Source organism: Enterococcus sp. S53 (assembly GCF_016516865.1).
Classification (GTDB): Bacteria; Bacillota; Bacilli; order Lactobacillales; family Enterococcaceae; genus Enterococcus_D; species Enterococcus_D innesii.
The window spans coordinates 38,553-65,130 of record NZ_JACVUH010000017.1 but is presented as its reverse complement, the minus strand read 5'-3'; the positions used below and the strand labels follow the sequence as shown (position 1 = coordinate 65,130).

Below are 26,578 nucleotides of genomic sequence, written 5' to 3'. Positions count from 1 at the left end.
TTCTCGTCATTTCTTGCGGTTTTCTTCTATGGACTTATGTCACAGTCCCTTGCATGTAAGACTATAAATCATCCGGCGTCATGATCATTGAAAGGATCATTGGATGACGTTCTGTTTTTTCAAATAGGAATGGCTGTAAAGCCGATGACATCGCTTCTCTTAATTTGTGCTCTGTTGGGTCTGGTTGGTTCAAGACTTCCCGCAATGCACGGAAGAGGATCTGCTGTGCTTCGTTGATCATCTCGCCAGATTCCCGCATATAAACAAATCCACGCGAAAGGATATCTGGTCCAGCAAGGACTTCTTTCTTCGCCACATCGACTGTCGCGACAGCTAAGACGAGGCCTTCTTCTGAAAGAATGCGACGATCTCGTAAGACGACATTTCCGATATCACCGATACCGCTGCCGTCAACATAAACATCATTGGCATTGAAATGACCAGCCAAGCGAGCGGTATCCGCTGTTAAGGCCAACATGTCACCATTTTCCATAATGAAACAATTTTCTTTTGGTACACCGACATCTTGTGCCAGTTGGGTGTGGATGTTCAGCATCCGAAATTCCCCATGGACAGGCATAAAGAATTTTGGTTTCATTAGACGCAACATCAGTTTTTGTTCTTCTTGGCCACCATGACCAGAAGTATGGATGTTGTTCAATTTGCCATGGATCACGTTTGCGCCAGCTTCCAACAGCAAGTTGATCAGCTGATTGACACTCGTGGTATTTCCTGGGATCGGTGAGCTTGAAAAAATCACGGTATCATCTGGATGAATTTGGATTTGACGGTGGGTCCCATTGGCAATCCGACTCAAAGCAGCCATTGGCTCTCCTTGTGAACCCGTACAAAGGATCATGGTTTCGTTTGCAGGCAAACGATTGATCTCATGAGATTCTACAAAGGTTCCATCCGGCACCTTGATATAGCCAAGGCGCTGTCCGTTGACGATCGCATTTTCCATACTGCGTCCAAAAACGGCGATTTTACGTCCAGTCGCAACCGCCGCATCTGCAGCTTGTTGGAGACGGAAAATGTTGGAGGCAAAGCTGGCAAAAATGATCCGACCATCGATTTTTTCAAAAATCTTTTGGATCGAGCTGCCGATCGTTTTTTCTGATTTGGTAAAGGTTGGAATTTCTGCATTGGTACTATCGGAAAGGAGGCAAAGGACACCTTCTTCACCAATTTTTGCCATTTTGTGCAAGTTTGCTGGTTCGCCCACAGGCGTAAAGTCAAACTTGAAATCGCCAGTTGCGACGATATTGCCAGAAGGCGTTTTGACAACGACACCTAAAGCATCAGGGATACTGTGGGTCGTTCGGAAGAAGCTGATGGACGTTTTACGGAAACGAATCACCGTATCTTCATTGATTTCGTGTAATTCTGCGTCTCGCAATAAGCCATGCTCATCTAATTTGTTGGTGATCAAAGCAAGTGCCAATGGTCCCGCATAGATCGGGATATTGGCTTCCCGCAACAAGTAAGGGATTCCGCCAATATGGTCTTCGTGACCATGAGTGACGATCAAGCCTTTGACTTTCGGTAAATTTTGAACGATGTAGCTATAATCGGAAATGACATAGTCGATCCCAAGCAGTTCATCTTCGGGGAATTTGATTCCCGCGTCTATTAAGATGATCTCATCTTGGAATTGAACCCCATAACAGTTTTTTCCGATTTCGCCAAGTCCACCGACGCCGAATACGCCAGTCTCATTATTTTTCAGCGAAACTTTCATCTTAAAACTCCGCTAATTTGAAATCAGCGTTTTCTTTTTCGTAAGCTAAATGTTTTTCATCTAGTTCTTGAACGAACTCGATGTTGTATGGGGTATTTTGTTCAACCAGACGGCGTGCGATCACTGCATCGTCTGCTTCAATGTACAAAGAGTGGGTTTGTTCTCTCTTTGGGTTGCGGTCTTTTGTTTCTTGGTAATAAATTTTGTAAATCATATCTTTTCTCCTTTATCTGCTTTTCGCAGTAGTCTATTTGGTTGATGAATTCGCTGCATCACAAAATCGAGGTCCGAATAAAGTGACCTGAAAAGAAGGCTTCGAGAGCCGCTGCATGCTTTTTTCAGACAATCGTTGTGAGAAAAAAGAGAAAGCCTCGTCTTTGCTTTCCAAATGTCGTCATAAAAAATTCACCGGGTTTGTAAGTCGTTCCACTACAAGTATCCCTAGTTTATCACAGAAAAACGAATAAGTATAGAAACACGTCATTCTGAAAAGGCTTACTGAAAGAAAATGAAACGACTATCACTGAAGTTTACTTTTTTTCGCTGATAGTGCATTACAATAAGAATATTCCTATGCTATAGTAGAAGTAATGAAGTAAAAAAGGAGGGGATTTTTTGAAATTAATGTGGCACTATACGATGAGAAACAAAAAACTGCTGGTTTTTAATTTCATCTGTGTTTTTGGTTTTATTTTGATTGAATTAGGTTTGCCGACGTTATTGGCAAGAATGATCGACAAAGGGATCGCCGCTGGTGATCGCGACTACATATGGAAAATGGGTGCGGCGATGATCGCGATCACCATTGTGGGGATCACGATGAACATTTTGTTAGGCTATTTCACGTCACGTATCACCACTAACATTGTGGCAGATATTCGTGACGATCTTTTTGAAAAAGTCCAAGGCTATTCACATACTGAATATGAAAAAATCGGGGTTTCATCATTGATCACCCGTGTGACCAATGATGCGTATCAAATCATGCTGTTTATGCAAAGTATCTTACGGACGGGTTTGATGACACCCATGATGTTTGTGGTCAGCTTGTACATGGTCATGCGGACAAGTACACAACTAGGGTTGTATGTCTTGGGGGCATTGCCGATATTGCTGATGGCCGTCATCGCCATTGCCAAAATCTCGGAACCCTTATCCACCAAACAACAAGCCAATCTAGATAAAATCAATGGCATCTTGCGGGAAAATCTCTCTGGTTTACGAGTGATCCGTGCCTTCGTCAATGAAAAATTTGAAGAAAAACGCTTTGGCAAAGTCAACCAAGCCTATGCGTCTAGTTCTCGCAGTTTGTTTCGATTGATGGCAACGGCACAACCGGGCTTTTTCTTCTTGTTCAATATCGTGATGATCTTGATTATTTGGACGGGAAGTATTCAAATCGATCAAGGGCAGCTGCAAGTCGGTGACTTGATTGCATTTATCGAATACATCTTCCATGCGCTGTTTTCTTTCATGCTGTTTGCGACCGTCTTTACGATGTATCCACGAGCGGCGGTTTCTGCTCGCCGAATCCAAGAAGCGTTAGATGCGACTTCTGAAATCAAAGAGCCAGAACAGCCAGTGACAGAAACTAAGACAAAAGGTTTCTTGGAATTTAAAAATGTTACCTTTGCTTATCCAGGACATGCCCAAAGTCCAGTGATCCGTAATGTTAGCTTTACCGCTTCACCAGGGGAAACCGTGGCATTTATCGGTAGTACCGGGAGCGGGAAATCAACCTTGATCCAATTGATCCCACGTTTTTACGACGTCAGTGAAGGCCAAGTCTTGGTTGATGGCGTTGACGTTCGGGATTACAGCTTAACGACATTGCGCAACAAGATCGGGTTTATCCCTCAAAAAGCGTTGCTATTTACAGGGACGATCGCAGAAAACCTGCGCTATGGGAAAGAAGATGCCACGCAAGCAGAGCTGGAACGAGCGGCCGAGATTGCGCAAGCGGCAGATTTCATTTCTCGCACACCAGATGGCTTTGATGCTCACTTGGCAGAAGGCGGAACCAACTTCTCTGGCGGACAAAAACAACGCCTAGCGATTGCCCGTGCGGTGATCCGCCAACCAGAGATCTATATTTTTGATGATAGTTTTTCTGCATTGGATTACCAAACGGATGCAAAATTGCGGGCACGCTTGAAAAAAGAGACCACGGAATCGACCGTTTTGATCGTTGCTCAACGAGTAGGAACGATCATGAATGCCGATAAGATCGTCGTCTTGAACGAAGGCGATGTGGTTGGCATTGGCACCCACAAAGAACTGCTGCAAACTTGTCCAGTATACTACGACATTGCGGCGTCACAATTATCAGAGGAGGAGTTGGCACAATGAAAGCAATCTCTTCTTTAAAACGGTTAGGTGCTTACATCAAACCGTACAAAGTACAATTTATCCTAGTCTTGCTGTTTACTGTTGCAACCGTCGGCTTCAATGCGGCAATGCCGTATGTTTCTGGATTACCGACGACAGAGATCAGCCGCAACATCGCCGCTGGCGAAGGCGTTAATTTTGATTACGTGATCCTTTGCTTGATCTGGATCGCAGTCGTTGGTGTCGGTTACTGTTTCTCACAATTGATGTCAGGGTTGCTGATCACTAACGTTGTCCAATCGGCGATGCGAGATCTGCGGCAAGACATTGAAGAAAAAATCAATCGTTTGCCCGTTTCTTACTTCGACCGCAACCAGCAAGGGAATATCCTGTCACGGGTGACCAATGACGTGGATGCCGTCAGCGGTGCGATGCAGCAAGCCTTGATCGGGATCGTCAATGCCTTCTTAGGAATCGTTATGGCGGTTTCCATGATGTTTTACATCAATACCTACATGGCATTGGTTTCATTGATCATGATCCCAGCCTCCTTATTGATTTCTCGCACGATCGTCAAAAAGTCGCAAAAAGACTTCCAAGGCATGCAAAATGCGTTAGGGGATCTGAACGGCTACGTACAAGAAAACATGACTGGATTCAGTGTCTTGAAAGTGTATGGACGGGAAAAGCAAACACTTGAAGGGTTTAAAAACGTTAACCACCAGTTGCGCTATTACGGCTTTCGTTCTGCCTTTGTGTCAGGATTGATGATGCCACTGGTGCAAATGACCGCGTACTTTACCTATATCGCAATGGCAGTCATGGGTAGTTTTTACGTAATCAGCGGTGTGATCGTTGTTGGTCAGCTGCAAGCGTTCATTCAATACATTTGGCAAGTCAGTCAGCCAATGGGGAATATAACCCAGTTGTCTTCTGTCTTGCAAAGTGCCTCAGCAGCAGCAAAACGGGTCTTTGAAATATTAGATGAGGAAGAAGAGCCAGTCAATCAAACCGATATCCAATTGCCAGAACAAATCAGAGGCGACGTGACCTTTGAACATGTCGGCTTTGCCTATGATCCGAAAAAACCGTTGATCAAAGACTTGAACTTTGAAGTCAAAGCTGGACAAACCGTGGCGATCGTGGGACCAACAGGTGCTGGGAAAACCACCTTGATCAATTTGTTGATGCGTTTTTATGATGTCAATGAAGGGGCCATCAAGATCGACGGTATCGACACGAAGAAGATGGAACGTCATGATGTCCGCTCATTGTTTGGGATGGTTTTACAAGATGCATGGTTGTATGAAGGCACGATCGGCGACAACATTCGCTTTGGGAAATTAGATGCCACCGATTATGAAGTCGTTGATGCAGCGAAAACCGCCAATGTCGATCACTTCATTCGTACGATGCCGGATGGCTACGAGATGATCATCAATTCTGAAGGCGATAATGTCTCTTTGGGACAAAAACAATTGTTGACCATCGCCCGGGCAGTCATCTCTGATCCAAAGATTTTGATTCTCGATGAAGCCACCAGTTCGGTGGACACCCGCTTAGAAGCGCTGATTCAAAAAGCAATGGATAAAGTGATGGAAGGTCGTACCAGCTTTGTGATCGCCCATCGTTTGTCAACGATTCGTGAAGCAGATCTGATCTTAGTAATGGATCAAGGATCGATCATTGAAAAAGGCAATCACGAAACCTTGTTGGCAGCTGGCGGCTTTTATAGCCAACTGTATCAAAGTCAATTTTCAGAAGAAGCCGAGTAAGCCGAAAAGAGCGTCCAGTCTGACTGGCGCTCTTTTTGCATTGTCGCAAGGGTGGTGCTATAGTGAAAAAAGAAAGCGCAGATCCCTTTATGGATTGGAAGGAGAAGTTGATGGACAAAGAACAATCAGGGAATGAAACCCACAAAACAGTTTCGCCCGCCTCGTTGCAAGGAACACCTTGTTTTGTGGCAAAAAATGCGACGATCGTAGGAAACGTGACTCTAGGAAAAGAGAGTACGGTCTGGTTTCAAGCAGTGATTCGAGGCGATGCCAATCGCATCGAAATCGGCGCGCGTACCAATATTCAAGATGGGACGATCATCCACGTTGATCACGATGCCCCGACGATCGTTGAAGACGATGTGACTGTTGGGCATCAGTGTATGCTCCATGGCTGCACTATCAAAAAAGGGGCGCTGATTGGCATGAGCTCGATCGTTTTGAATCATGCAGTGATCGGCGAAAATAGTTTGTTAGGTGCCGGTTCGTTAGTGACGGAAGGAACCGTCATTCCTCCTAACGTGTTGGCGTTTGGTCGCCCGGCACGAGTGATCCGCCCGTTGACAGAAGAAGAGATCGCCAAAAATCAGGCAAACATCACGCATTATGTTGAAAATGGGCATGCTTACCAACAAGGCCAATATGGCGAAGTCTGACGCCGAATCCAAAGACGCAAAAAGGTGTACGAATTGCTTCGTACACCTTTTTTTATGCAAGCTTATTTCAATTTGTTTGATTCCATGATCTCGTCGATCAAGCCGTAATCTTTGGCTTCTTGTGCGGTCATGAAGTTGTCGCGATCGGTGTCGCGTTCAATCACTTCGATTGGTTGACCAGTACGTTCCGACAAGATTTTGTTCAGACGTTCGCGGGTTGCCAAAATGTGGCGGGCAGCAATTTCAATCTCAGTTGCTTGACCTTGTGCGCCACCTAATGGTTGGTGAATCATGATTTCGGCATTTGGTAACGCAAAACGTTTGCCTTTTTCACCAGCGGTCAATAAGAATGAACCCATAGAAGCAGCCATCCCCATAACGATGGTTTGGACATCGGCTTTGATAAAGTTCATGGTATCAAAGATTGCTAGACCAGCAGTAACGCTTCCGCCCGGCGAGTTGATGTACAAGTAGATGTCTTTTTCAGAATCTTGCGCGTCCAAGAATAAAAGCTGAGCAATGATTGAGTTTGCTAAGTCATCGGTTACTTGACCACTCAACATAATGATCCGGTCTTTTAATAGACGAGAATAGATGTCATACGCTCTTTCACCGCGAGATGATTGTTCAATGACTGTAGGAATTAAATTCATAGTGATAGTCCTCCTAAAAATCGTTATAGATATAGTTTAGCATAAAGTTTTCGCAATATCTAAGAGATAGTATACCGATTAGGTCAAGAAAGGTCAAATAAAAAGTTCGTTATCTTTTTTGCGAAACTTTCAAATATGATACAATATGAAAAAAGGAATGAGGAAGGATCGAAGAATGGCAGTAGCAATAGCAGGTTTGATCGGCGTCTTAGTGGGCGCATTGTTAGTAACCATCATTTTTAATTTACGCATTCGGTATGAGGAACAAAAAGAAAAACAACGCCGTTTGTTGGAGCATAAAGTCAAAGAAATCGAAACGCTGGTTTTATTGAATCAAAAAATCAGTGAGATTCTACAAAAACGGGTCATGCTGATGGATGAGTATGTCAGCTTTGATGCCTTTGACGACTGTTATATCACCATCGATGATTTTGCCTATCTACAATCTTTTGCGGCGCAAAACAGTTTTTATCTACCGAATTTTTTCTTGGAAGAATTTTTCAAAAAAATCGGAACACGTCGGGTGATTTTATCCCCAGAGGAAACTGTTAAAATCGGTGGGTATACCTATAAAGGCGGTCGGATCATTATGGAAAATTTCCTTGATCAATTAGTCGAAATGGTCAATGAGCGTAAAACCCAAATGAAAAACATGACGAGCGAACCGTTGACCTATTTTTCAAAAACGATTTGATTCTACTGGTCAGCCGTTTTCCTTGGTTAAGGCAACCAAACCAGAGTATCGACGGTTGCGCTTTATTAACTGATCACACACACTCTTACTGCGATCATAGTAAGGGTGTTTTTCTTTGACCGAAACAAAGCGTTATTATTCATTAAGAGGATCGAAACAAACAGAGGTTTTTTGGTTCTAGGAGATTCCATGGTAAAATAAAGAGTGAGAATGGAGTGAAAGAATGATGGTACAAATCGTTGCCCACCGCGGGAGTAGCGGCAACCGACCTGAAAACACGCTACCAGCATTTGCGGAAGCGGTGCGGGTCAAAGCTGATATCATTGAGTTAGATGTACATCTATCAAAAGATGGCGGCTTGATTGTCATGCATGATGAAACGGTTGATCGAACGACCAACGGCAAAGGTCGGATCTGTGACCTGACGGTTGCTGAACTAAAAGAACTCAATGCTGGCAGCTGGTTTTCTGAGGAATTCCAAGCCGCCAAAGTCCCCACGCTAAAAGAAGTGTTGGATTTACTTGCAGCGAAGAATTATCGTGGTATTTTGACGATCGAATTAAAAACCGATCATTATGATTATGAAGGAATCGAAGCCAAAGTCTCCGACTTATTGAATAGCCAAGAATGGCCCTTTACTCATTGGTATTGTTCCTTCAATATCGAGACTTTGGATCGGATGCATGCGATCGAACCGGATGCGATCCTTGATTTTATTATGGGACGCGGGGAAGACAAACCACCGTTGGCGCTCAGCCGACCGTATATCGAAGGGATTCATCCGGCCTATCGCTGGGTCCAAGAGACAGCGACGGTCTTGACTGATTTTCCGATCGCGATCCGTCCGTGGACTGTCAATGAAGAAGCGGCGATTCGCACCTGCTTGGCTTTGGGGTTGACGGGGATCATCACCGATTTTCCAGAAAACGCTCGGGCAATTGTGCAGCAGGTCCGCGAGGAAACAAAAGGATGAAAAAAGTCTTAGTGATCGTGGGACCGACCGCAGTCGGTAAAACCGCCTTGAGTATCCAATTAGCCCAAAAATACCATGGGGAGATCATCAGCGGGGATTCCATGCAAATTTATCGACAATTAGATATCGGTACCGCCAAAGTGACGAAGGAAGAAATGGCAGGGATTCCTCATCATTTGATCGATATTCGTGGGATGACGGAAGCATACTCTGCCGCTGATTTCCAGCAAATGGGGCGTGAAGCCATCGAGACGATCCAGCAGCAAGGAAAGCTGCCGATCGTTGTAGGGGGAACAGGGTTATACATCCAAGCGCTTTTGTATGACTTTCGTTTAGGGGCAGAAGAAGGCGACCCAACGATTCGTCAGCGCTATGAACAAGAAGCAACAGCCATCGGCAAAGAAGCTTTATGGCAAAAGTTGCAGGCGGTCGATCCCTTGGCAGCAGCGAAGATCCACTACAACAATGAGCGGAAAGTGATTCGTGCGTTGGAGGTTTTTGAAATGACCGGCGAAAGTATCGCTGCACCAAAAGAAATACCGCAAGTTTTGTACGATTTCTTCATGATCGGTTTAACCACTGAGCGAGAAGTGTTATACCAGCGAATCAATCAGCGAGTGGACTTGATGATGGATCAAGGCTTGATCGAAGAAGCAAAAGCTGTTTTGCAGTATCCCGAAACGCAAGCCGCTAAAGGGATCGGCTACAAGGAATTTTTGCCCTATTTTCAAGGGCAGGCCACATTGGATGAAACCATTGAACAAATCAAGCAAAACTCACGCCGCTACGCCAAGCGGCAGCTGACGTGGTTCAATAACCGAGCACAGCCCCGATGGATTGATTTAGTGAGACAACCTGAAGAACAACGTACCCTTGAAACAGAAATCGACCAATGGTTGGAGGAGAAAAGATGAGCCAAGAACGTGTGATTCTTGTCGGAGTAGAAACGGAGAAAAACTATCTTCATTTTGATTCGTCAATGAAAGAATTGAAAAGCTTAACAAAAACCGCCAATGGTGAAGTTGTTTTTTCACTGGTGCAAAAACGGCAGCAAGTCGATCGACAAACCGTGATCGGCAAGGGGAAAGTTGCGGAATTGCAGCAGTTGGCAGAAGCACATGAAGCAGATCTAGTGATCTTCAATCATGAACTGACACCAAGGCAAAGCCAGTTGATCGGTGATGCGCTAGAAGTGCCGGTGATTGATCGCGTCCAGCTGATCCTCGATATTTTTGCGATGCGTGCCCGTTCCAAAGAAGGAAAGCTGCAAGTAGAATTGGCGCAGCTGGATTATTTGCTTCCACGCTTGATAGGGCAAGGAAAGAACATGTCTCGGCTAGGGGGCGGAATCGGAACGAGAGGGCCAGGGGAAACCAAGCTGGAGACCGATCGTCGACACATCCGCAACCGCATCACCATCATCAAACGGGAATTGAAGGAAGTGGCAGCCCATCGAGACCGGACACGCCAAAAGCGCAAAGACAGCCAAGTCTTTCAAATGGGCTTGATTGGTTATACCAATGCTGGAAAATCAACTATTTTAAACATTTTGACCAGTGCGGATACGTATGAACAAGACCAGTTGTTTGCGACACTCGATCCTTTGACGAAACGCTGGCGGATGCCGGAAGGATTTGAAGTCACCATTACCGATACGGTTGGTTTTATCCAAGAATTGCCGACCCAATTGATCGATGCGTTTCATTCCACACTGGAAGAAAGTCAAAACATGGACTTCTTGCTGCATGTCGTCGATGCCAGTTCCGAAGAACGGGTTCAGCAAGAGGAGACCGTCTTGAAGTTAATGGAAGAACTTTCTTTGACCCAATTACCGATGTTGACGGTCTATAATAAGGCGGATCGCATCGACGCCGATCAGTTTGTCCCAACGCTCTTTCCCAACGTCTTGATTTCGGCAAAGAGTACCAAAGGCAAAGAACGCTTGACTCAGGCGATCAAAATGGAGTTGATGCAGATCATGCAGCCTTATCATCTGGTTCTGCAAGCCGATGAAGGCAATGCGCTGAATCGTTTAAAACGGGAGTCACTAGTTTTGAGCAATGCCTTCGATGAAGCAACACAGACCTATCATATCAAAGGATTTGCGCTGGAGGATACCTATCCACTACGCAGAATGGCGCAAGAACAGGAATAAGCAGAAACGGTGCAACCGATGCACCGTTTTTTTGTCGTGACAAAATTATGAAGTATAAGTGGTTTGGCTTGCTTTGAACGCAAAAACCGAACATTTTTGGCTAAAGCACCATTTCTTCCATAAAAACAACTGCTTGAACATACGATCAAATCAAGGACCTAATGAAAAAATCAAAAAAATTTGCATTCATGTCACTTTTTCTAACATGAGGGGTTGACACGCAAAAAAAGAATTGGTATAGTTTCCATAAAGTTACGCAGCATCATTGAAACGGAGGGGAGCCAAGTTATGCGGGAAAAAGAATTGCGGCGCTCAATGTCAGTCTTTCCTATCGGAACAGTCATGAAATTGACCGATCTCACCGCCCGTCAAATTCGTTATTACGAAGAACAAGAATTGATCCACCCGGAACGCAGCGATGGCAATCGACGCATGTATTCGCTGAATGATATTGATACCTTGCTAGAGATCAAAGACTATCTTTCCGATGGACTGAACATGGCTGGGATCAAACGAGTTTATGAAATGAAAGTTGCCAAAGAAAAAGAAGCGAAGAACAAACCGCCGCTGACCGATGAAGATGTTCGTCGAATTTTTTATGATGAACTCTTGGCTCAAGGTGGATTGAATCAACAACAGCCATACCAGCAAAAAGGTCCACGAATGTAGAACATTTGTAGATCATTGCTGTGATATAAAAAAAGAATTGGGAAAAAGGAAGGGATACTATGCCAAAATTTGAAAGAACTGCCGAAGACATCAAACAAATCGTAAAGGATGAGAACGTGCGCTTTTTACGCTTGATGTTTACTGATATTTTAGGAACGAACAAGAACGTTGAAGTACCTGTAAGTCAATTAGATAAAGTACTGGAAAACAAAATGATGTTTGACGGTTCTTCTATTGAAGGATTTGTCCGTATTGAAGAAAGTGACATGTATCTGTATCCTGATTTGTCCACCTGGATGATCTTCCCTTGGGAAAGTGAACATGGCAAAGTGGCTCGTTTGATCTGTGATATCTACAATCCAGATGGCACCCCATTTGCAGGCGACCCTCGCGGCAACTTAAAACGGGCATTAGCTGACATGCAATCCCTTGGTTTTACTTCTTTCAATCTTGGACCAGAACCCGAATTTTTCCTATTCAAATTAGATGAAGCAGGCGAAATCACAACTGAATTAAACGACAAAGGCGGCTACTTCGATTTTGCCCCAACCGATCTAGGGGAAAACTGCCGTCGCGATATCGTATTAGAATTAGAAAGCCTTGGCTTTGAAGTTGAAGCGTCTCACCATGAGGTGGCACCAGGGCAACACGAGATCGACTTTAAATATGCGGACGCAGTGGAAGCATGTGACAACATCCAAACCTTCAAGCTTGTCGTGAAAACCATTGCTCGTAAACACGGCTTGCATGCGACCTTCATGCCAAAACCATTATTCGGCATCAACGGTTCAGGCATGCATTGCAACATGTCCTTGTTCAAAGGTGATGAAAATGTCTTCTTTGATGAAGAAGGACCAATGCAATTAAGCCAAACAGCGTATCACTTCTTAGGCGGTTTGATCGAACACGCCCGTGCCTACACGGCTGTCTGCAACCCAACCGTCAACTCTTACAAACGCTTAGTGCCAGGTTACGAAGCGCCTGTATACGTGGCATGGTCAGGACGCAACCGTTCACCATTGATTCGGGTGCCAGAATCAAGAGGCTTGTCAACGCGTTTGGAATTGCGTTCGGTTGACCCATCCGCTAACCCATACTTAGCAATGGCTGTTTTATTACAAGCAGGACTTGATGGCGTTAGACGTGAGTTGACACCACCACCAGCTGTCGACCGCAACATCTACATCATGAACGAAACAGAACGTGCAGAAGCACAAATCGAAGATCTGCCATCAACGATCCACAATGCCATCAAAGCATTGCGTAAAGACCAAGTGATGATCGATGCTTTAGGCAAACACATCTATGCCAACTTTGTCGAAGCAAAACGATTAGAATGGGCAGCCTTCCGCCAAACAGTCTCCGAGTGGGAAAGAGAACAATACTTGGAACTCTATTAAAATCGAAGAAAGCCGCTAGAGATAAACAATCTAGCGGTTTTTTTATGATGAACTCAGCTTTTATCCTAATGATTCTCGGTTTATTTATTTCCGATAGTCAATAGCTACTTGATCAAAGCTTGAGCAGAAAAAACCTTGCGAAGCTAGAGCGGTTCTGTCTATAAGAAGCGTAAATCTTGCCTGACCATTGAGAAAAAATAAAAAATACCAGTCGGGCGAGGACTGGTAAGAGGAAGAAAAATAGTTTTGGTATAACGTTAGCATAGACCGTCAAAGTAAAATGAACCTTAAAAAGTAGAAAGTTTCTTGTAAGAAGTCCTTATTCGTCAAAGGTTTCCAGCTCAGACAGTATTTTTGCTGGGACTTCTGATTGAGGGACTTCATTGGGACCCGAGATGACACGGGTTTTACTGATCTCTGCTTTGACTAAGGTATTTGGCGCGAATGGCTTCACATTTTCACCAGAAAGATCATAGGTCATGAGTTCTTTCTCGCCGTTTTTCTTAACAAACTCAAACGTGTACTTATACGTAAAGGAGCCATCGATTTTTTCACCGGAATCGCTGTACGTTTGGGTCTTTTCTGGGACTTTGTTGGGCGTGATGGCATAAGCCGTTATCCCTTGATAAGTTGTTGTATAGTACGTATAGCCAAAGTAGCCACCTACTGCTAAAATCAAAACGCCAAGCGTCAAAAGTAGTTTTTTCATGTGCATCGATCCTTTCAATTACTGGGTTTACTATAGCATGATGGAGCCAAAATCATTCATCGAAATGGATAACAATATTGTAAGTTTACTGTTTATCATCAAAAAGCTCGTAACTTTCTGTTTAACAATTGTGATAATGAAAAATATTTCTGAAACCTTCCTGCAATATTGTAATGTTATTCTCTTACTTGTGCCCGATAGCGGGACAAATAATCAAAAGAGAGGTTTTTTCATTTGAAAAAATTTGCATTTACAGTTGTTGCAGGATTTGGTTTATTCGTTGGAGGAACAGTTGTTTCAGCAGCAGAACAAACCCATGTTGTCGAACCAGGAGACACCCTATCTGGGATCGCTGCTACTTATCAAACAACGGTCGAAGATCTTTTAGCTTTGAATGATTCGATCGAAAATCCAAATATGATTTTTGATGGCGAAACATTGTTGGTTTCTAACGATGGCCAATCAGTAGAAAACAAAGAAACAAGTACGAAAGAAAGCCCAGAAAAAAGTGAATCTACAGCGACTGCTAACGTGAGTCAAACCCGTTCAAGCATTCCTGGTGCTGGTTCTGGTGTCTTGAATCCAGTGGACGGTATCAACTACTTCAATGGTGTGAGAGAATCATACTACTCACAAAAAGTCTTGCCAGGAGGAGGCTTGAACATCCCTGGTCGCCATGTAGCATCAGACGGAACCATCCGTGATGCCGATGGGTACATCGTTGTTGCCAGCGACAATCAACCGAAAGGTTCGACTGGTCAATCATCCTTAGGTGCCTACAAAGTCTATGACACAGGTGTTGGTCATAGCGGTATTGATGTTTATACGAATTGGTAAGCAAGTAGAATACGAGTAGAGACGAGCGCATTTTAGAGCTCGTCTTTTTTTGATTGGGGATAAAGAAAAAATCGTCATCTGGTCTAGACTAATTATTGTAATCAAACACAACCTGTGGTATTATTGGACTATACCAAATAGAAACGGAGCGCTGATCATGGAAATTATTCGCGTTAAAGATGCTGCTCAAGGCGGAAAGAAAGCTTTTGAATTGATACAAGAAGGTATGGCAAATGGCGCCAAAGTGCTAGGTTTAGCAACAGGAAGCACGCCAGAGACCCTTTATGCAGAAATGACTGCCAGTGAAGTTGATTTTTCAGAAATGACTTCAGTCAACTTAGATGAATACGTAGGACTAGGCGGCGAAGACGAACAAAGCTATCGCTACTTCATGAATGCTCATTTATTCAATAAAAAACCATTCAAAGAAACCTTCGTACCAAACGGTAAAGCGGAAGACTTAGAAGCAGAATGCCAACGCTACGATAGCGTGATTGCGGAACACCCAGTTGATATCCAAATCTTGGGTATCGGTCAAAACGGACATATCGGCTTCAACGAACCTGGTGCATCCTTTGAAGGAACGACCTCAGTCGTTGATTTGACTGAATCGACCATCAATGCCAACAAACGCTACTTTGATAAAGTCGAAGACGTCCCGACGACGGCAATTTCAATGGGAATCGGTTCAATTATGCAAAGCAAAAAAATCATTTTGATGGCATTTGGCGAAGTCAAAGCGGATGCAATCCAAAAAATGATCGAAGGACCCGTAACCAACGAATTACCAGCTTCAGTTTTACAAAAGCATGATGACGTGATCGTGATCATCGATGAGGCTGCTGCCAGCAACCTGTAAAACAAAATCAGCCCTTTTCAGAAATAAGTCAGAAGGAAAACGCGCCATCCTTGCAGCTTCCCCCTGCGCTTGTGCAGTAATGCCAGCGCAGCTGCGAGCGATGGTTCGGATCTATCTTGCTTATTTCTGAGGAGGCTTTTTTTATTTGGCCGCTCTAGCGATGTTTTTTCCTTTTTTCCATCAGAGATGCTATAGTTAAAAGAGAGAATACGAAGAAAAGAGGGATGCAAATGGTTGATATGCATTTATCTATTCCCGAAGTAGCACTGAGGTTGCTGTTGGCGATGGTCATGGGTGGCGCGATTGGGTACGAGCGGCAGTACAAAAGCAGACCAGCTGGTCTTAGAACCCATATCTTGGTTTGCATGGGGGCTTGTGTCATTGCTTTGATCCAAGTGGAGATCGCCACAGGTGCCATGCGAGATGCGCTGGATCATCCAGATTTAGCAGGCGTGATTCGTTCGGACGAAGCACGATTGATTGCGCAAGTCGTCAGCGGGGTCGGTTTTCTAGGCGCCGGAACGATCATTGTGACGAAGCGCTCGGTGACGGGGTTGACGACGGCTGCTTCCTTATGGGCGATCGCCGGTTTAGGAATTGCCATCGGGATGGGCTTTTACACCATCGCATTAAGTAGTTTTATCGGGATCTTCTTTGCATTGACGATCGTTAAGCGGATCGTCCGCGTACCAACCGCAAAGAAATTAGAAATCCAGTACATCCACCGCACCGAGACCAAAGAATTTTTGACGGAGTACTTCCAAGAGAAAAATATCGTGATCGAAGATGTCAATTTTGATGTCAAATTCATGGAAGACTATCGCATTTATACCAACATTTATACAATTGATCTCCCACGAGGACTAGGCTTTTCTGAAGTGATCGAAGAATTGTCTGTCTACAAAAATGTCACGAAGATCCGCTTGGTGGATATTGCTTAACGGATATTGAATCAAAAAGCAGCAAGACACCTCACATTAGTGAGATGCCTTGCTGCTTTTTTATGATGCGTTAGACATTTTTAAGTAAAAGAAACAAACAGTCAAAATAACGATCACGATTGAAGTCAGCAAATTGACCCCTTCATTCGTTACAAAGGAAAGACCGCCGACTTGCTTGGTGGCAACGTCGTGGTGGACTTTTTTTTCGGTGTATTGGAGACAGACAGGGCATTGATAGCGTACCTGAATCGTTGCGCCCAGTAAGCTGTCCAAGAGACTACCGCAAAAGCCTAAGACAGTCAAGGTCAACCAGAGATCAAAGGAGAACGGCTTGCCGTTCAACCATAAGGCTGCTGCGAATAAACCAGTGATGGCGAGGCTTCCTGCTAGGGAAGCAGCAGTTCCCAACCAACTGACGCCGCCGGAAAGTCCCGGTGGTAATTTTTTTCCCGTTAGTAAGTGACGCGGTGCACTTGGACTCAGCACGCCGATTTCTGAGCCCCAAGTGTCAGCTGTACAGCTAGCGATTCCCGCCACAAATCCCCAAAGGAATAGCAGTTCTTTCGTCCAAAAGGAAAGCAGTAGAGCAAAGATGCTTGGTGCGATGTTCGCAAAGACTTGTTTTGCATCACGGCGAGCACCTTTGGCAAGCACAGCTGACTCTGGCTGACTGCGCATTTTCTTTAAAAGACCAATGATGCCAGAGCTGGCAAAGAAAAAGCCAATCAAAAAGATGCTGTACCACGGACCAAAGCCAATGACTAGTGTGCCGCAAAGAATCGCAGCCAGTGCGCCAGAAATAGTCAGCCACTGAAAGACGAATGCTGCCGCTGCAACGAATAGGCTGGCAAACAAGCCCAGCATGAATTGATAGAAGAAAACCATTTGAACACTCCTTTGCGTATAGTGTAGCATAGGTCTCATTTATTTTATCGCAGTTAACAAAAAAATAGTCAGCTTGATAGCTTTTTACTCGTCAAATGAGAGCGTTTCATTTAAGCTAAAGGAGAGAGGTGATCCAATGAAAATCATAATTATAGGTGGGTCTTTTGGTGGTGTCAGCTGCGCCCGTGAAGCACGTCGATTATACCCTGACGCAGAGATTCTACTGATAGAAAAAAAAGCCCATCTTGGGTTTGTTCCAAGCGGCTTGTTATTGCTGATCGAAGGCAGGATCGCTTCGCTGGAAGAAGCATTCTTTTGTACGAAGGAGCAGCTGGAGGCAGAAACAATCGACGTAGCCTTAGAAGAAACCCTTCTAGAAGTCTTTCCTTCGGATCATCGGATTCGAACGGATAAGCGGGAACTAAGTTATGATCGACTCGTCTTGGCAGCAGGCTCTAGTCAGGATTCCACTGTTTTGCCACAACCAGAAGAAGCACTGCTGACCTACAAAGAATATGAAGCAGCGAAGCATTTCTTGCAGCAATTGCCCCAAGCAGAGTCGATTACCATCGTCGGTGCTGGTCAAGCGGGGATGGAAGCGGCGAATACCTTGACGGCGATCGGAAAAAAAGTCAGTGTGATCGAATCAATGTCATATCCTTTGTTCAAGTACTTTGATCGCGATTTTTTGCAGCCCTTTTTAACGGAGATCGAAAAAATCCCCAACTTGCAACTGCATTGGTCGGAGCCAACTTTGGCAGTCGTCAAAACGGAAACAGGCTTTCGGATCGAAACCGCCAATCAAGGCTATGAAAGTGACCTTGTATTGACGACAGTTAACGTTCATCCTCGCTTGCCAGAGGCATTTGAGGTCTTTGAATTACACAGTGATCAAACCATCTGGACAGATGCCTACTTGGAAACTTCTGCCACGGATATTTTTGCGGTCGGCGATTTGATCCAAATTCCGAATGCTATTACGAAAGACACGGTCTATATGCCCTTAGTCAATAATGCTGTTCGCTCAGGGATCGCGGCAGCTCGCAATCTAGCAAGCAAAACAACTCCGTTTCGTGGTGGATTGCGGACAGTCGGTACACAATTGTTTGAGTGGTATTTAGCCAGTACTGGTTTGACCGAGTCGGATCAGTTTTTCTATGAATCCCCGATCGTCTGTCACACTTTTACGGCTGCCGCTTCCCTTTTTGATTCGACGCAGGTTCATGGAAAAGTGATGATCGATCAAGCCAGCGGCCGAATCGTTGGTGCGCAGCTATTATCAAAAGCCAATATTTTGGAAAAAATCAATTTACTAGCATTTGCGATCGAGCAGCAGGCAACGATGGAGGAGCTGACCCAAAAAGACTTTTTCTTCCATCCACGGTTCACGAATGTGTTGGATCAAACCTTCATATGGTCGGGAAGTGATGCCGATGAGACTTGATCAGTTATTAGAAAAAAAAGAAGCAAAGCAATTGCAGCTGCTCAAAAAACTTTTACTAGTTGGCGGTCAAATGGAGCTACATGAATTAGCGCTCTATCTTGGCATCAGTAAGCCTTCCTTGGAAAAATATGTGGAGGAGTTGCAAGATGAGCTGGCTCACTACCAAGAGCAGTGTCGATTGTATTACCGAAATGGTTCACTGGTTTTTGAAATGAGTCCCACTTTTTCCCTCAATCAAATCGAATGGGCGTTTTATCGGTCAGCATTGAAATTTCAAATTCTTGAGCATCTTTTACAACATCAAGAAGTGACGACTGTCCAGCTGGCACAAAAATTAGCGGTCAGCGAGTCATCCTTGTTTCGCAAAATCAAAGAGCTAAATGGCTTGCTAGCAGAATTCGAATTAGAGATCTGGCAAGGAAAGCTGATTGGGGAAGAAACGCAAATTCGTTATTTCTATTTTGAACTCTTTTGGTATGTCCATTCTTTCGACAGTCAGCCGCTGCCGATCGATGAAAAATACGTCGGTCTGATCACACGAGGTCTGAACATGACCTTCACGAAAGAAGCCCAGCAGCGCTTGTCCCTATGGCTGAGGATCATGAAGGCGCGACTGAAAATTGCTACTCAATCCTTTCAAGTCTTACGGGAGAAAATGGCACCTTACATGAAAGATCCTTTGTTTCAGCAATTACGGGAGTTGGTATTTCGTGGGTTTGGCCATTATGCATTAGAAGTCAGAGAAGAGGAGGCGATGCTGCACTTTGTCTTTTTACTGTCGTTCTCGGTGTTATCCGAACACGATCTGCAAGTGTATATGCTGCAGCGTTCTCGGTTTACGCCAACTGCCTTGATGGATACCTTGATTTTGGAACATATTTTGCATCTCTACCGCCCATCGTTTGTTCCCCGTGAAATCGAAGCCACTTGTTATGGTCACCTGCTGCAGATCCACAGCCGCGTCTATTTTTTCAAAGGGGATGTGGAGGTTTTTGATCGAGAAAATATTTGGCAGTTAGAAGCGCAGCTATCCAGTCGTAACATCCAGCAAATCAGTCACGAACTATTGGATAAGGCTTTAGCAGAGCTTGATATCAAGCCATCTGATAAAAATAGTTTGTTGATGATGACGATGGTCAAATACTTGAGCGTGATCACGATCATCGATTATCAAATCAATCGGGAGTTTCGCGTCGGGATCGCTTTGAAAATGGATGAACTGTTTAAAGAAGCCCTCTACTACATGTGGCTGCTGTATCTCAAAAATTTGAATGGCGTAGTCGTGGAACGCTATCGCCCGGAACAAGAATATGATTTGATCTTGGCAAATTATGCTATCGAGACGAAAACACCGACTTATCGAATCAGTGAACTAGGTACCGCTTATGATCGGGAAACGATCAAAAAAATGATCCGCGAACGCTTTCAATAGTGGATTTCGTCAATTTCTTAGAAATTTGAAAAAAAATTGACGAACCACATAGCGAAAGTTCGGCTAAAATAAAAGCAAGTCAGAAAGCGCTAACAAGAAGAGCGTATAAAAAACTAAAGGGAGCGAATCAAATGGCAGAAAAAAATTATGTAATGGCGATCGACCAAGGAACCACTAGTTCAAGAGCAATTATTTTTGATCGTAACGGGAAAAAAATCGGCAGTTCACAAAAAGAGTTTCCGCAATACTTTCCAAAATCGGGTTGGGTAGAACACAACGCCAATGAAATTTGGAACTCTGTCCAATCAGTCATCGCAGGGGCATTTATTGAATCAGGTATCCGACCAGAAGCAATCGCCGGCATCGGGATCACTAACCAGCGTGAAACGACAGTGGTTTGGGACAAAACGACAGGCCAGCCGATCGCAAATGCAATCGTTTGGCAATCCCGCCAATCTTCACCGATCGCTGACCAATTAAAAGCAGATGGCCATACAGAGATGATTCATGAAAAAACTGGGTTAGTCATTGATGCGTATTTCTCAGCGACCAAGGTGCGCTGGCTTTTAGACAATATCGAAGGGGCACAAGAAAAGGCGGATAATGGCGAGCTACTTTTCGGAACGATCGATTCATGGCTTGTGTGGAAACTGACAGATGGGCAAGTCCATGTCACCGATTACTCCAATGCTAGTCGGACGATGCTTTACAACATTCATAAATTAGAGTGGGATCAAGAAATCTTGGATCTTTTGAACATTCCAAGCTCGATGTTGCCAGAAGTCAAAAGCAACTCAGAAGTCTATGGTCACACCCGCAGCTACCATTTTTACGGCAGTGAAGTACCAATCGCTGGAATGGCTGGGGACCAACAAGCCGCCCTCTTTGGACAAATGGCCTTTGAAAAAGGCATGATCAAAAATACTTACGGCACTGGGGCATTTATCGTCATGAATACGGGTGAAGAACCACAATTGTCTGACAATGACCTACTGACGACCATCGGGTATGGCATCAACGGCAAAGTCTATTATGCCTTAGAAGGAAGTATCTTCGTTGCTGGATCAGCGATCCAATGGCTGCGGGACGGTCTACGAATGATCGAGTCTTCTCCGCAATCAGAAGAAATAGCTGCCAAAGCAAAAGGCGATAATGAAGTGTATGTGGTGCCTGCCTTTACTGGATTGGGTGCACCTTATTGGGATTCAGATGCAAGAGGAGCCGTCTTTGGCTTGACTCGTGGGACGACGAAGGAAGATTTTGTTCGGGCAACATTGCAAGCTGTTGCGTATCAATCAAAAGATGTCATCGACACGATGAAAAAAGATTCTGGCATCGATATCCCATTGCTGAAAGTCGATGGCGGTGCAGCCAAAAACGATTTATTGATGCAGTTCCAAGCGGACATTTTAGACATTGACGTGCAACGAGCTGCGAATCTGGAAACAACCGCATTAGGTGCAGCTTACTTGGCAGGGCTAGCGGTTGGCTTCTGGAAAGACTTGGATGAATTGAAATCAATGGCAGAAGAAGGGCAAATGTTTACACCAGAAATGCCAGCAGAAGAAAGAGACAATTTGTACGAAGGTTGGAAACAAGCGGTGGCGGCTACTCAGACCTTCAAATTCAAAGCGAAGAAAGAAGGCGAGTAAGCCATGACCTTTTCTCAGAAAGATCGGAAGCAAACCATTCAAGAAGCGGCAAAGACCACCTATGATGTATTGATCATCGGTGGTGGGATCACTGGCGCAGGGGTTGCTGTTCAAACCGCAGCCGCTGGGATGAAGACGGCTCTTTTGGAAATGCAAGACTTTGCCGAAGGGACGTCTTCGCGGTCCACGAAACTCGTTCATGGCGGTATTCGCTATTTGAAAACCTTTGACGTGGAAGTGGTCGCTGACACCGTGCGGGAACGGGCGATCGTTCAACAAATTGCTCCGCATATCCCGAAACCCGATCCGATGCTTTTACCGATTTACGATGAACCGGGGGCAACCTTCTCCTTGTTTTCTGTTAAAGTGGCGATGGATCTTTATGATCGCTTAGCAAATGTGACAGGCAGTAAATACGAAAATTATCTGTTGACGAAAGAAGAGGTCTTAGAACGCGAACCACAGCTGCAGGCGGAAAACTTAGTTGGTGGCGGAGTCTATCTTGATTTTCGCAACAACGATGCCCGCTTGGTGATCGAAAACATCAAACGAGCACAAGCCGATGGGGCAGCAATGATCAGTAAAGCCAAAGTCGTCGGCATCTTACATGATGAGCAAGGCATCATCAATGGGGTAGAAGTGGAGGATCAACTGACAAACGAGCGCTTTGAGGTTCACTCCAAAGTCGTGATCAACACGACCGGCCCTTGGTCAGACATCGTTCGTCAATTAGACAAGAATGATGAGCTGCCGCCACAAATGCGTCCGACGAAAGGTGTCCATTTAGTGGTCGATCGGGAAAAACTAAAAGTGCCGCAACCAACCTATTTTGATACTGGGAAAAATGATGGTCGGATGGTTTTCGTGGTACCAAGAGAAAACAAGACCTATTTTGGCACAACCGATACGGACTATACAGGCGATTTTGCCCATCCGACGGTCACACAAGAAGATGTCGATTATCTACTGACCATCGTGAATGAACGCTTCCCACATGCACAAATCACCCTTGATGATATCGAAGCGAGCTGGGCTGGTCTACGTCCATTGATTACGAATAATGGCGGTTCGGATTACAATGGCGGCGGTAAAGGCAAACTATCGGATGAAAGCTTTGAGCAGATCGTTGAAAGCGTCAAAGAATATCTTGCAGATAAGCGGCAGCGACCGGTTGTAGAAAAAGCCGTAAAACAAGCACAAGAACGAGTAGAAGCCAGCAAAGTGGATCCATCGCAAGTTTCTCGCGGCAGCAGTTTGGAACGCTCAAAAGACGGACTATTGACGTTGGCAGGCGGAAAAATCACCGACTATCGTTTGATGGCGGAAGGAGCAGTCAAACGGATCAATGAATTGCTTCAAGAAAGAGGTGCTTCCTTCGAGTTAGTGGATTCAACCACGTACCCAGTTTCTGGTGGGGAGCTTGATGCAGCCAATGTAGAGGAAGAATTAGCGAAGCTGGCTGACCAAGCGCAAGCCGCTGGGTTCAATGAAGCAGATGCGACGTATTTGGCTCATCTTTATGGGTCGAATCTTCCCCAAGTGTTGAACTACAAGACGAAGTTTGAGGGCTTAGATGAAAAAGAAAGCACTGCCTTGAACTATTCCTTGCATGAAGAAATGGTTCTGACGCCTGTCGATTATCTATTGCGTCGGACCAACCATATCCTATTTATGCGAGATACCTTAGATGAAGTCAAAGCCGGTGTCGTTGCAGCTATGACCGACTTCTTTGTCTGGGACGAGGAAGAAAAAGCAGCCCATGTAGCAGAATTGAACCAAGTGATCGCAGAATCAGATTTAACAGCCTTAAAAGGAGGAAAAAAAGATGAATGAAACAACCCAGATCTTTAGTGAATTTCTAGGAACGGCTATTTTGGTTTTGTTAGGGGATGGTGTGTGTGCGGCTGTCAATCTGAAAAAGAGTAAAGCGGAAGCCTCTGGCTGGATCGTGATCGCGATGGGCTGGGCGACAGCGGTAACGATTGCCGTTTACGTTTCAGGGTACATGGGACCTGCTCACTTGAATCCAGCCGTTACATTAGGCATGGCGATGACAGGGAATTTTTCTTGGAGCTTAGCTGTACCGTTTATGCTGGCGCAGATTGCTGGTGCGATCGTAGGGGCGATCCTCGTTTGGCTCAACTACTTGCCATTATGGGATGAAACAAAAGACCAAGGCGCGATTTTAGGTACCTTTGCAACAGGGCCTGCAGTTCGTAATTTAGTATCGAATACGATCACTGAAGTAATTGGTACCTTTGTCTTAGTCTTTGGCTTATTGGCTTTTGGCGCCAATACCTTTACGGATGGATTAAATCCCATCGTTGTTGGGATCTTGATCTTAGCGATCGGACTGTCTCTTGGTGGACCAACAGGCTATGCCATCAACCCGGCACGGGACTTAGGACCACGGATCGCTCACCAAATCTTACCAATCAAAAACAAGGGGACTTCCGATTGGGGCTATGCGTTAGTACCAATCATCGGTCCAATGATCGGTGCAGCGATCGCAGCTGGTTTGTTTATGATGTTGCCATTATAAACGATGTTATTTTAAGGATGGTGCCTATTGGTATCATCCTTTTTTAATCTTTAGCGATTGTCATTGAATTTGCTAAAAAAACATGGTTAAATGAAAAAGCTGAAACAGAACGAAGGAAGGAGCTTTTGCGTGAAAAAAATTCTGCGCTTTTTCATGTGGGTAGCGATGGTCCTGATCGGACTCTTAGCTGCCGTTTTTCTGGCTTTTCAACTCTCCCCACGACCGGGGGCTTTTTTGATCGGTCATCTGTTTAACCAAGAAGTGACCATCAAGGATGAGGCAGCTTATCAAAAAAGTTTGCCGAATGTGACGGTCAAACAGGACTTGACGTATCAATCGGATTATCAACGCAGTACCTTTGATCTATATTATCCCAAAGAGGCACAAGGCCCTGTTCCCGTCATTTTTTGGGTCCATGGGGGCGGCTATGTCGGGGGAGACAAAGAAGGCGTCAAAGAGTTTGCGACCTATGTCGTCGATGAAACCAAAGCCGCTGTGATTTCGATTAATTATGAATGGGCGCCAAGTTTGCATTATCCGGGACAGGTCAAACAGTTAGCCCAAGCGGTAGACTCGATCAAAGCAGATGCCCAAGCATACCCCATGCTTGATTTCGATCAACTCTTCTTTGGTGGAGATTCTGCAGGTGCCCAAATTGCCGGGCAATATGTGGCGCTGCAAACCAATCCAGCGTATGCGAAGGAAATGTCCTTTGATCAAGACATTCCTGCATCGGCCCTGAAAGGGTTTATTTCCTATTGCGGCCCCCTTGATTTGAAGCAGATCGTTGGAACTTCTTCGGATGATCGTTTTATGAAATTCTTTGTTAAAACAGTGGCTTGGTCGTTATTAGGCAAAAAAGAATGGCAAGATAGTCCCCAACTGCAGGAGATCTCACTGGTGGATAAATTGACGGCTGATTTTCCACCAACGTATATCACTGATGGCAACGCCTATTCCTTTGAAGACCAAGGCATTGCCTTTGCCAACCAGCTGCAAGCTCTTGATATTCCCGTGACAAGTCGTTTTTACAAAGGGGATTCGGAAACGGTGACCCACGAATACCAATTTGATTATAGCTTGCCACAAGCGCAGGCCTGTTTGACAGAAACATTGACCTTTATCAAAGACCAGCTGGCTCACTAAAAAACACCTTGTTTCTCACCCTCTATTGGCGAGAAACAAGGTGTTTATTTGTAAGCAAATCAATCAAGTCCGATGAAGTAGTCATCGTCTTTCATCGCTTCCACGGAACCAAGCAGATACCCGTTCCCAACTTGTGAGAAGAAGTCGTGATTGCTGGTACCAGTTGAAATACCGTTCATGACGATTGGATTGACATCGTTGGCGGTGTCTGGGAAAAGCGGGTCTTGTCCTAGATTCATCAAAGCCTTATTGGCATTGTAACGCAAGAAGGTTTTGACTTCCTCGGTCCAGCCGATCTCATCGTATAATTCTTCGGTATAACGCTCTTCGTTTTCATACAACTCATACAACAAGTCGTACATCCAGTCTTTCAGCTTTTGCTGTTCGTCTTCTGGTAATTCGTTGAAACCTAATTGGAATTTGTAGCCAATATACGTGCCATGAACGGATTCGTCACGAATGATCAATTTGATGATCTCCGCTACGTTCGCTAGTTTGTTATTGCCTAAGTAGTAAAGGGGTGTATAGAAACCTGAGTAGAATAAGAAGGTCTCTAGAAACACACTGGCGATTTTTTTCTCTAGCGGTGTCCCATTTTTGTAGATCTCATTGATTCGTTCGGCTTTCTTTTGCAAATATGGATTGGTGTTGGTCCATTCAAAAATATCAGCGATCTCCGCTTTTGTATTCAAGGTGCTGAAAATCGATGAATAGCTTTTTGCATGGACAGATTCCATAAATTGGATGTTGTTCAAGACCGCTTCTTCATGTGGGGTGCGGACATCTTTACGCAGTTGATCCATACCGCTTTCTGATTGAACGGTATCTAATAAGGTCAAGCCGCCAAAGACGTAGCCCACCGTCGTTTTTTCTAATGGTGATAGCGTCCGCCAATCATCAAGGTCATTTGATAAAGGGATCCGCGTATCTAACCAGAATTGCTCTGTTAATTTTTCCCAAGTGGATTTATCGATGATATCTTCGATCTCATTCCAGTTGATTGCTTCATAGTAAGTCTTACCCATAGTCGGTTCCTCCAATAATCGTATCAAGACAACAGCCGACCCGCTGTCAAGAAAGAGCAGGG

At 44.7% G+C, this 26,578-nt stretch carries 24 protein-coding genes; 18 read left to right on the top strand and 6 right to left on the bottom strand.

What is annotated here, in order from left to right:
* Positions 1 to 61 precede the first annotated feature (61 nt).
* Positions 62 to 1,741: a ribonuclease J1 gene (rnjA, locus tag IAE45_RS16145; RefSeq protein ID WP_005225156.1), complete on the bottom strand. Its 1,680-nt coding sequence runs from the start codon at positions 1,739 to 1,741 to the stop codon at positions 62 to 64.
* Position 1,742: 1 nt separating this feature from the next.
* On the bottom strand, positions 1,743 to 1,955 hold the full coding sequence (locus IAE45_RS16140) for a DNA-directed RNA polymerase subunit epsilon (protein WP_005225157.1): 213 nt from the start codon (positions 1,953 to 1,955) through the stop codon (positions 1,743 to 1,745).
* A 401-nt stretch (positions 1,956 to 2,356) separates the two neighbouring features.
* Between IAE45_RS16140 and IAE45_RS16135 the strand changes: the two genes are divergently transcribed.
* The 3 genes from IAE45_RS16135 to IAE45_RS16125 all read left to right on the top strand — a co-directional run bounded on the left by IAE45_RS16135 (position 2,357) and on the right by IAE45_RS16125 (position 6,500).
* A complete protein-coding gene (locus IAE45_RS16135) occupies positions 2,357 to 4,090 on the top strand; it encodes an ABC transporter ATP-binding protein (RefSeq protein ID WP_010747462.1) in 1,734 nt (577 codons plus the stop codon).
* Complete coding sequence (locus tag IAE45_RS16130) at positions 4,087 to 5,844, top strand: ABC transporter ATP-binding protein (RefSeq protein WP_005225159.1); 1,758 nt, start codon at positions 4,087 to 4,089, stop codon at positions 5,842 to 5,844. The genes IAE45_RS16135 and IAE45_RS16130 overlap by 4 nt, the downstream gene beginning before the upstream one ends.
* A gap of 62 nt (positions 5,845 to 5,906) precedes the next feature.
* Complete coding sequence (locus tag IAE45_RS16125; protein ID WP_236598577.1) at positions 5,907 to 6,500, top strand: gamma carbonic anhydrase family protein; 594 nt, start codon at positions 5,907 to 5,909, stop codon at positions 6,498 to 6,500.
* 62 nt (positions 6,501 to 6,562) lie between these two features.
* Here IAE45_RS16125 and clpP read toward each other — a convergent pair whose 3' ends face one another.
* Positions 6,563 to 7,153 (bottom strand): ATP-dependent Clp endopeptidase proteolytic subunit ClpP, encoded by a 591-nt coding sequence (gene clpP, locus IAE45_RS16120; protein ID WP_005225161.1) that lies wholly within the window; start codon positions 7,151 to 7,153, stop codon positions 6,563 to 6,565.
* Positions 7,154 to 7,328: 175 nt separating this feature from the next.
* Here clpP and IAE45_RS16115 point away from each other — a divergent pair, with 175 nt between their 5' ends.
* From IAE45_RS16115 to glnA, 6 genes are all read left to right on the top strand, one after another.
* The gene (locus IAE45_RS16115) at positions 7,329 to 7,847 is read left to right on the top strand and encodes a hypothetical protein (protein ID WP_005231097.1); all 519 of its coding nucleotides are present in this window, start codon (positions 7,329 to 7,331) and stop codon (positions 7,845 to 7,847) included.
* Between the two features lie 223 nt (positions 7,848 to 8,070).
* Positions 8,071 to 8,820, top strand: coding sequence for a glycerophosphodiester phosphodiesterase (locus tag IAE45_RS16110; RefSeq protein WP_200126050.1), 750 nt, complete (start codon positions 8,071 to 8,073; stop codon positions 8,818 to 8,820).
* Positions 8,817 to 9,734, top strand: a complete 918-nt coding sequence (miaA, locus tag IAE45_RS16105; protein ID WP_200126048.1) for a tRNA (adenosine(37)-N6)-dimethylallyltransferase MiaA — start codon at positions 8,817 to 8,819, stop codon at positions 9,732 to 9,734. The genes IAE45_RS16110 and miaA overlap by 4 nt, the downstream gene beginning before the upstream one ends.
* Positions 9,731 to 10,975, top strand: a complete 1,245-nt coding sequence (hflX, locus tag IAE45_RS16100) for a GTPase HflX (protein WP_005225165.1) — start codon at positions 9,731 to 9,733, stop codon at positions 10,973 to 10,975. The genes miaA and hflX overlap by 4 nt, the downstream gene beginning before the upstream one ends.
* A 288-nt stretch (positions 10,976 to 11,263) precedes the next feature.
* Positions 11,264 to 11,644: a MerR family transcriptional regulator gene (locus IAE45_RS16095; RefSeq protein ID WP_005225166.1), complete on the top strand. Its 381-nt coding sequence runs from the start codon at positions 11,264 to 11,266 to the stop codon at positions 11,642 to 11,644.
* Positions 11,645 to 11,703: 59 nt separating this feature from the next.
* Entirely contained in the window at positions 11,704 to 13,044 is a 1,341-nt protein-coding gene (glnA, locus tag IAE45_RS16090; protein WP_005225167.1) for a type I glutamate--ammonia ligase, read from the top strand.
* 319 nt (positions 13,045 to 13,363) lie between these two features.
* Here glnA and IAE45_RS16085 read toward each other — a convergent pair whose 3' ends face one another.
* Positions 13,364 to 13,753 carry a DUF1093 domain-containing protein gene (locus tag IAE45_RS16085; RefSeq protein WP_005237494.1) on the bottom strand — a complete coding sequence of 130 codons (390 nt, stop codon included), beginning with the start codon at positions 13,751 to 13,753 and terminating at the stop codon, positions 13,364 to 13,366.
* Between the two features lie 234 nt (positions 13,754 to 13,987).
* Here IAE45_RS16085 and IAE45_RS16080 point away from each other — a divergent pair, with 234 nt between their 5' ends.
* The 3 genes from IAE45_RS16080 to IAE45_RS16070 all read left to right on the top strand — a co-directional run bounded on the left by IAE45_RS16080 (position 13,988) and on the right by IAE45_RS16070 (position 16,390).
* Positions 13,988 to 14,590, top strand: a complete 603-nt coding sequence (locus tag IAE45_RS16080; RefSeq protein ID WP_200126046.1) for a LysM peptidoglycan-binding domain-containing protein — start codon at positions 13,988 to 13,990, stop codon at positions 14,588 to 14,590.
* Between the two features lie 157 nt (positions 14,591 to 14,747).
* Positions 14,748 to 15,449 (top strand): glucosamine-6-phosphate deaminase, encoded by a 702-nt coding sequence (gene nagB / locus IAE45_RS16075; RefSeq protein WP_200126044.1) that lies wholly within the window; start codon positions 14,748 to 14,750, stop codon positions 15,447 to 15,449.
* A 230-nt stretch (positions 15,450 to 15,679) separates the two neighbouring features.
* A complete protein-coding gene (locus IAE45_RS16070; protein WP_008377072.1) occupies positions 15,680 to 16,390 on the top strand; it encodes an MgtC/SapB family protein in 711 nt (236 codons plus the stop codon).
* 60 nt (positions 16,391 to 16,450) lie between these two features.
* Here IAE45_RS16070 and IAE45_RS16065 read toward each other — a convergent pair whose 3' ends face one another.
* A complete protein-coding gene (locus IAE45_RS16065) occupies positions 16,451 to 17,275 on the bottom strand; it encodes a DUF92 domain-containing protein (protein WP_200126042.1) in 825 nt (274 codons plus the stop codon).
* 136 nt (positions 17,276 to 17,411) lie between these two features.
* Here IAE45_RS16065 and IAE45_RS16060 point away from each other — a divergent pair, with 136 nt between their 5' ends.
* The 6 genes from IAE45_RS16060 (at position 17,412) to IAE45_RS16035 (ending at position 25,491) form a co-directional block, all read left to right on the top strand.
* The gene (locus IAE45_RS16060; RefSeq protein ID WP_200126040.1) at positions 17,412 to 18,719 is read left to right on the top strand and encodes an NAD(P)/FAD-dependent oxidoreductase; all 1,308 of its coding nucleotides are present in this window, start codon (positions 17,412 to 17,414) and stop codon (positions 18,717 to 18,719) included.
* On the top strand, positions 18,709 to 20,151 hold the full coding sequence (locus IAE45_RS16055) for a helix-turn-helix domain-containing protein (RefSeq protein WP_200126038.1): 1,443 nt from the start codon (positions 18,709 to 18,711) through the stop codon (positions 20,149 to 20,151). Before IAE45_RS16060 ends, IAE45_RS16055 begins: the two co-directional genes overlap by 11 nt.
* Before the next feature lie 131 nt (positions 20,152 to 20,282).
* Positions 20,283 to 21,803 carry a glycerol kinase GlpK gene (glpK, locus tag IAE45_RS16050; RefSeq protein ID WP_005225176.1) on the top strand — a complete coding sequence of 507 codons (1,521 nt, stop codon included), beginning with the start codon at positions 20,283 to 20,285 and terminating at the stop codon, positions 21,801 to 21,803.
* Positions 21,804 to 21,806: 3 nt separating this feature from the next.
* Entirely contained in the window at positions 21,807 to 23,636 is a 1,830-nt protein-coding gene (gene glpO / locus IAE45_RS16045) for a type 1 glycerol-3-phosphate oxidase (protein WP_200126036.1), read from the top strand.
* Positions 23,629 to 24,345 carry an MIP/aquaporin family protein gene (locus IAE45_RS16040; protein WP_005225178.1) on the top strand — a complete coding sequence of 239 codons (717 nt, stop codon included), beginning with the start codon at positions 23,629 to 23,631 and terminating at the stop codon, positions 24,343 to 24,345. The genes glpO and IAE45_RS16040 overlap by 8 nt, the downstream gene beginning before the upstream one ends.
* 90 nt (positions 24,346 to 24,435) lie before the next feature.
* Positions 24,436 to 25,491: an alpha/beta hydrolase gene (locus tag IAE45_RS16035; RefSeq protein ID WP_081119082.1), complete on the top strand. Its 1,056-nt coding sequence runs from the start codon at positions 24,436 to 24,438 to the stop codon at positions 25,489 to 25,491.
* Between the two features lie 59 nt (positions 25,492 to 25,550).
* On the opposite strand, the gene nrdF is transcribed toward IAE45_RS16035, so the two are convergent.
* Positions 25,551 to 26,516, bottom strand: coding sequence for a class 1b ribonucleoside-diphosphate reductase subunit beta (gene nrdF / locus IAE45_RS16030; protein ID WP_005225180.1), 966 nt, complete (start codon positions 26,514 to 26,516; stop codon positions 25,551 to 25,553).
* Positions 26,517 to 26,578 lie beyond the last annotated feature (62 nt).

Coding starts and splice junctions, on each gene's coding strand:
- rnjA (WP_005225156.1), bottom strand. CDS start 1,741: ATGAAAGTTTCGCTGAAAAATAATGAGACTGGCGTATTCGGCGTCGGT.
- IAE45_RS16140 (WP_005225157.1), bottom strand. CDS start 1,955: ATGATTTACAAAATTTATTACCAAGAAACAAAAGACCGCAACCCAAAG.
- IAE45_RS16130 (WP_005225159.1), top strand. CDS start 4,087: ATGAAAGCAATCTCTTCTTTAAAACGGTTAGGTGCTTACATCAAACCG.
- clpP (WP_005225161.1), bottom strand. CDS start 7,153: ATGAATTTAATTCCTACAGTCATTGAACAATCATCTCGCGGTGAAAGA.
- IAE45_RS16115 (WP_005231097.1), top strand. CDS start 7,329: ATGGCAGTAGCAATAGCAGGTTTGATCGGCGTCTTAGTGGGCGCATTG.
- IAE45_RS16110 (WP_200126050.1), top strand. CDS start 8,071: ATGATGGTACAAATCGTTGCCCACCGCGGGAGTAGCGGCAACCGACCT.
- miaA (WP_200126048.1), top strand. CDS start 8,817: ATGAAAAAAGTCTTAGTGATCGTGGGACCGACCGCAGTCGGTAAAACC.
- hflX (WP_005225165.1), top strand. CDS start 9,731: ATGAGCCAAGAACGTGTGATTCTTGTCGGAGTAGAAACGGAGAAAAAC.
- IAE45_RS16095 (WP_005225166.1), top strand. CDS start 11,264: ATGCGGGAAAAAGAATTGCGGCGCTCAATGTCAGTCTTTCCTATCGGA.
- glnA (WP_005225167.1), top strand. CDS start 11,704: ATGCCAAAATTTGAAAGAACTGCCGAAGACATCAAACAAATCGTAAAG.
- IAE45_RS16085 (WP_005237494.1), bottom strand. CDS start 13,753: ATGAAAAAACTACTTTTGACGCTTGGCGTTTTGATTTTAGCAGTAGGT.
- nagB (WP_200126044.1), top strand. CDS start 14,748: ATGGAAATTATTCGCGTTAAAGATGCTGCTCAAGGCGGAAAGAAAGCT.
- IAE45_RS16070 (WP_008377072.1), top strand. CDS start 15,680: ATGGTTGATATGCATTTATCTATTCCCGAAGTAGCACTGAGGTTGCTG.
- IAE45_RS16065 (WP_200126042.1), bottom strand. CDS start 17,275: ATGGTTTTCTTCTATCAATTCATGCTGGGCTTGTTTGCCAGCCTATTC.
- IAE45_RS16060 (WP_200126040.1), top strand. CDS start 17,412: ATGAAAATCATAATTATAGGTGGGTCTTTTGGTGGTGTCAGCTGCGCC.
- IAE45_RS16055 (WP_200126038.1), top strand. CDS start 18,709: ATGAGACTTGATCAGTTATTAGAAAAAAAAGAAGCAAAGCAATTGCAG.
- glpK (WP_005225176.1), top strand. CDS start 20,283: ATGGCAGAAAAAAATTATGTAATGGCGATCGACCAAGGAACCACTAGT.
- glpO (WP_200126036.1), top strand. CDS start 21,807: ATGACCTTTTCTCAGAAAGATCGGAAGCAAACCATTCAAGAAGCGGCA.
- IAE45_RS16040 (WP_005225178.1), top strand. CDS start 23,629: ATGAATGAAACAACCCAGATCTTTAGTGAATTTCTAGGAACGGCTATT.
- IAE45_RS16035 (WP_081119082.1), top strand. CDS start 24,436: ATGAAAAAGCTGAAACAGAACGAAGGAAGGAGCTTTTGCGTGAAAAAA.
- nrdF (WP_005225180.1), bottom strand. CDS start 26,516: ATGGGTAAGACTTACTATGAAGCAATCAACTGGAATGAGATCGAAGAT.